Here is a 5,242-nt window from a genome sequence, read left to right as displayed (position 1 = left end):
TCGATGCGCTCCAAGCACTGGTCAGCATTTGCACCATCAAGGACGGTCTGCTCGAAGGGGTAGAGGTTGACCACTACCAGGTCGAAGGGGGCGATGCCCAAGTCTTTGAGCTGCTGGACATGGTCGGGGTTGGTCATGTCGGCCAGCAGCCCGGCATGGATGTGCGGATCCAGGGTTTTGACCCGGCCGCCAAGGCTCTCAGGGAAACCGGTGACCTTTTCCACCGGGGTGACCTGGACGCCCAGATCCTGCAGCTTCTTTGCGGTGCTGCCGGTGGAGACGACCTCGGTGCCTGCCTGGCGGAAGGCCGATGCCAGGGCCTCAAGGCCCTGCTTGTGGTAGACCGAGACCAGCGCTCGGTTGATGGTTCGATTCGTGGTGACCATGGAAACTCCTACTCCTATGCTTGAATGCCGAGGCGCCCCGCCACCTTCGGACCTACTTGCCTGGTCTGCGGGTGGACGAGACCTGTCGTGGTGTGTCTGCTCGGTCGGTTGCCTTGGGCTCCTTTCCCTCCTGACCGCGTGATTGGTTGTGTTTTTTCTTGTTTTCCACCTGGGCGGAAGTCTTTTTGGCGTCTGCCTGGCGCAGATAGTCAATCAGGACGTCCTTGATGATGATCAGGGCGGCGATGACAAGTGCCAGCAGCCATATTCCCAGCAGGCCGACCCCCAGGGAGGTCCCGATCATGCGCAGGGAGGAGGCTATGGGCACGCCCACTCCGGCCAGTCGCTGGCGGCCCAGGGCCCCGTTGGAGAGCTGGAAAAGCAGGGCAAGACCGAGCAGGGCGAACATCCAGGCCAGGACCATGGCCAGGGTTGCCATCAGGAAGCAAACTGCGGTATCTCGGGATTTCAGACCTGCTTGGCGCACGGCAGCGTGAATTCTGACACCCCAGGGCCCGGTCAGCAAGAGAATGCCGACAACCACTCCGGCCAGCAGGGGCAGGTTGAGCAGGAGCAGACGAACCCCCTGCCGGGAGACAGGCTCTGGGAAAAGCCCAAAGAGGGGCAGCGAGGGCAGGCTTGAGGCGTGTCCGGACCAGAGGGTGAAGGCGGCCAGCTGGCCTATCTTGAAACCGTCACCGAAGAGCCAGGAGGCAGCCCAGACAATCAGATTGGGCAGCCAGGCCAGGGACGCCAGGCTGGTCGTCACAGCCGAGGCGGTGCCCATACGTGTCAGTTTGAACAGGCGGCCCACGTCTCCGTGATAGAGAACAATCCAGACGATCAGGGCGATCAGGCCGGCGGCCAGCATGGCAGCCAGGAGGATCAAGCCGGCCGTGAGCCCGAGCCGGATGATCCTGCGGACCTGGACCGGCAGAACCTCTTCAATGCGTCTGGTGAAAGCCTGGCGGAACGGTTCAGAGCGGACCCAGGCCCAGCCGTAACCCAATAGGAAGACCAGGCTGGTCCGCAAAAGAATGACCGGGGTGGTGTCCACCTGGATGGTCTGGCTGCCCTGCATGAGGATGAGGCTGCAGAGCACCCAGACGACCAGGCCGGCAATGCAGCCGCCGACGGACATGCCCAGCCGACTGACCAGGGAGCGGATCATCCAGATCAGCAGGCCGGTCAGCAGCAGGGGGATGATGGTCAGGGTCAGGGCCCCGGCCGTGAAACCGCAGCCTTGAGTGAGCAGGGTGATGGTTTCTGTCAGGGCCACGGTGGCCATGGACAGTGATGGCCCGCCCTCCTCAATGGAAATGATGAGCAGGAGCAGGGCCATGCAGGCGCCTAGGGCGACAGTGTAGATAAGTATGGCTAGGAAGGCCTCTAGGGCCCCCCGGAGCCATACTTTCACCCTGTCGGTCATATGATGGCATGCTCCTGTAGCAGGTCGAGTGTCAGCCGGGCGGTCTCGCCGGGTGTAGTGCCCACCTGGATGCCGACGGACTCAAGCACTTCCTTCTTGTCTGCAGCCGTGCCCTTGCCGCCCGAGATGATGGCTCCGGCGTGGCCCATCTGCTTGCCCTCTGGTGCGGTGAAGCCGGCGATATAGGCCACGATGGGCTTGGTCATGTGGGTGGAGGCCCAGCGGGCGGCCTCTTGTTCAGCCGAGCCGCCGATTTCGCCGATCATGACGCAGGCCTTGGTTTCGGGATCGCGGTTGAAGGCCTGCAGAGCCTCCAGCATGGTAGTGCCCACAATGGGGTCGCCGCCGATGCCCAGGCAGGCGGTGAAGCCGATGGAGGACAACTCCCCCATGAGCTGGTAGGTCAGGGTGCCGGACTTGGAGACCAGACCCAGCGGGCCGCGACCGGCGATGCCCTGCGGGATGATGCCCAGGTCTGCGCCGACGCCGTTGGGCCGGTCGGACATGGTCATCAGCCCCGGGCAGTTGGGGCCGACGATGCGGCAGCCGCGTTCCCTGGCCAGGGCCACGCAGTAAGCGGTATCGGCCACGGGAATGCCCTCGGTGATGACCACGATCAGGGTGATGCCGGCCTCGATGGCCTCGACCATGGCGTCCTTGGCGAATCTGGGCGGGACGAAGACCACGGAGGTGCGAGCCCCGGTCGCCTGCCGCGCTGCTGCGCAATCGGCATAGACGGGCACATGACGAGCCTGGCCGTCAGGGCCGTCAAAGTCGACCCTGATTCCGGCCTTGCGGGCGTTGACCCCAGCCTGGATGTTGGTGCCTGCCGCCATCATGCGGGCCGTGTGGACCATGCCCTGGCGACCGGTCATGCCCTGAACCATGACGGGGGCGCCGTCTTCAACGAAGAGGGTCATCGTCCCGTCTCCTTTCCTGCCTGGGCGGCCAGGGCCACGGCCTGGTCCGCCGCCTCCTCCATGGTGCGGGCCACCTTGAGCCGAGGCTCTTGGGCCTTGGCCAGCAGGTCCAGTCCCTCGGCAGCCTCATTACCGTCGAATCGGACCACGATGGGCCGGTCGTCGTTCTGGTCTTGCTCGCCCGCAGCGTTCACGGCTGCCAGGATGCCCTGGGCCACCTGCTGGCAGGAGGTGATGCCTCCATAGACATTGACCATGACCGAACGGACCTTGGGGTCGGAGAGGACCACGTCCAGGCTGGTGCGCATGACCTCGGGCGAGGCGCCGCCGCCGATGTCAAGGAAGTTCGCGGGTCCAACAGGAACGCCCTGCCGGCGTCCTGACCCAGCCACGGCATCCAAGGAGCTCATGACCAGTCCTGCGCCGTTGCCGATGACGCCTACCTGGCCGTCCAGATGGACGTAGTGCAGGCCTGCGGCCTTGGCCTTGGCTTCCAGAGGGTCGACCTGCGCCGGGTCCGTGAACCGTTTCCAGCCGTCGTGCCGGAAGGCCGCATTCCCGTCCAGGGAGATCTTGGCATCGAGGGCGTCCAGGTGCTTGGTGGCCTCGTCGTCCGGGTCGCCCACCTTGGCCAGGGGGTTGATCTCGACCAGGGTCGCGTCGCTGTCCTGGAAGGTGTGCCACATGCCCAGAAGAATCTGCGCGGCCTGCTCCAGATCCGCATGGTAGAAGCCGATGCGCTCGGCCATGGTGCGGGCGGCCTGCCTGTCGAAATCCTCCAGGGGGCCGATGTGCAGGCGCCGGACTGATTCAGGGTGCTCGCGGGCGATGGTCTCCACCTCGGTGCCGCCGCTGGCCGTGGCCAGGACATCGTAGTCCCGGGAGGTGCGGTCCACCGAGATGGACAGGTAGTACTCGTGCAGGATGTTGCGTGCCTCGGTGACCAGGATTCCGCTGACCGGATGGCCATCGATGTTCATGGGCAGGATGGCCTCGGCCAAGGCTACGGCCTGATCGTGATTCTCGGCTCGCTTGACGGCTCCGGCCTGTCCCCTATGGCCAATGGTGGCCTGGCCCTTGATCATGCATGGGTAGCCGATGACGTCGGCTGCCTGGCCGGCCTCTTCTGCGGTTGAGGCATAGACGGCCCTGGGTTGGGAGATGCCATGTTCAGCGAGCAGCTGCCTGGCCTGGTATTCGTACAAATCCATGGTGAAGGTCCCCCAATCGTGCTCAGGCAGGCATGTTCATCAGGCAGGTGACCGGGTAGGCACCCAGGGCCTTGCGACCGTCCAGACCGTTGAGCTCCATGACGAAGCTGAAACCAGCCACCTGGCCCCCGGCCTGCTCCACCAGACGTGCTGCTGCCTGGGCGGAACCGCCGGTAGCGATCAGGTCGTCGACAATCAGGACCCGCTGGCCAGGGCGCAGGGAGCCCTGCTCGATTTCGATGCGGGCGTTGCCGTATTCGAGGGCATACTCCTGGCTGTAGGTGGGCTCGGGAAGCTTGCCGGCCTTGCGCATGGGCAGGAAGCCCTTGCCCAGATCGGTGGCCAGCTGGGGGCCGATCAGAAAGCCGCGTGCCTCAAGCCCGGCCACCAGGTCGAAGTCCTCCGGCTTGACGGGCAGGGTGCGCTTCATGGCGTCGAGGATGATGGCCAACCCTCTGGGATCCGACATGGCGGGGATGAAGTCCCTGAAAAGGATCCCCTTCTTGGGAAAATCCGGAATGGTACGGATCAATGAGATCAGATAAGCGGCGTCATCATCGCCCACCTGCTTAAGTTCTCCAACCTTGATATCGTCCGATTGAGCCATGATCTTCTTTCTGTTTTGCTCCTTGGAAGTGGTTGCGGGGCCATCATACGCGCGCCGCGTTTCCGTTCGGAGTCAGCCTGACGGGAGGTGTGCCGCGCGTATGAGGTTCAGGACTTGGTGGAAGTCGAATCCGAAGTCTTGGAAGCCTTGGCAGCCTTGGACGCATCCGATTCGTCAGTGTCATCGGACTTCTCCGCAGTCTCTTCCTTGTCCGATTCGTCTTCAGGATCCGGCTGGGTATCCGACTTAGCCTCGGCATCATCCTTGCCTTCTGAGGCGGCAGAGTTTTGGGCGGCAGCATCATCGGCGGCGGTTTCCTCACCGTCGGCATTGTCGCTGGCTTTGTCGTCTTCTTCAGCGGCGGTGACCTCGGCGGGCGCATCCGCGTCCTCGGGCAGGGGGTTGCCGTTTTCGTCAACCTCGTCATCGTGGATGTATGCCGGAACGATGGGCGGCTTGGTGATGGCCTGGATGCGCCAGCGGGACTGCGAACCCTCGGAGTCGATGACCACCTGTTCCTTCTCCAGGTCCACGGAGACGACCTTGCCCAGAAGGCCCGTGGTGGTGGCTACCTCGTCACCGGGCTGCAGGGACTGGCGGAAGTCCTGGACCGCGGCCTGCTGCTGCTTGCTCTTGCGGGAGCTTCCCCACATCATGGCGATCATCAGGGCGATGATGACGATCATGAA

The 5,242-nt window shown here is 63.9% G+C and carries 5 protein-coding genes and 1 pseudogene; all 6 read right to left on the bottom strand.

What is annotated here, in order from left to right:
- Window positions 1–386, bottom strand: a pseudogene (gene purH / locus AC0AP0_RS08510) (bifunctional phosphoribosylaminoimidazolecarboxamide formyltransferase/IMP cyclohydrolase); the annotation flags it as partial.
- A gap of 52 nt (window positions 387–438) precedes the next feature.
- On the bottom strand, window positions 439–1,815 hold the full coding sequence (locus tag AC0AP0_RS08505; RefSeq protein WP_445342645.1) for a cell division protein PerM: 1,377 nt from the start codon (window positions 1,813–1,815) through the stop codon (window positions 439–441).
- A complete protein-coding gene (gene sucD / locus AC0AP0_RS08500) occupies window positions 1,812–2,735 on the bottom strand; it encodes a succinate--CoA ligase subunit alpha (protein ID WP_490430154.1) in 924 nt (307 codons plus the stop codon). The genes AC0AP0_RS08505 and sucD overlap by 4 nt, the downstream gene beginning before the upstream one ends.
- Window positions 2,732–3,946, bottom strand: a complete 1,215-nt coding sequence (gene sucC, locus AC0AP0_RS08495; protein ID WP_313841980.1) for an ADP-forming succinate--CoA ligase subunit beta — start codon at window positions 3,944–3,946, stop codon at window positions 2,732–2,734. Before sucC ends, sucD begins: the two co-directional genes overlap by 4 nt.
- A gap of 22 nt (window positions 3,947–3,968) precedes the next feature.
- Window positions 3,969–4,553 carry an adenine phosphoribosyltransferase gene (locus AC0AP0_RS08490; protein WP_110412910.1) on the bottom strand — a complete coding sequence of 195 codons (585 nt, stop codon included), beginning with the start codon at window positions 4,551–4,553 and terminating at the stop codon, window positions 3,969–3,971.
- A 107-nt stretch (window positions 4,554–4,660) separates the two neighbouring features.
- The coding region (locus AC0AP0_RS08485; RefSeq protein ID WP_490430153.1) for a preprotein translocase subunit YajC at window positions 4,661–5,242 on the bottom strand (582 nt) is incomplete at its 5' end.

Source organism: Bifidobacterium sp. POST2/T3 (B1) (assembly GCF_058197115.1).
This window is presented reverse-complemented; position numbering and strand designations above follow the sequence as displayed.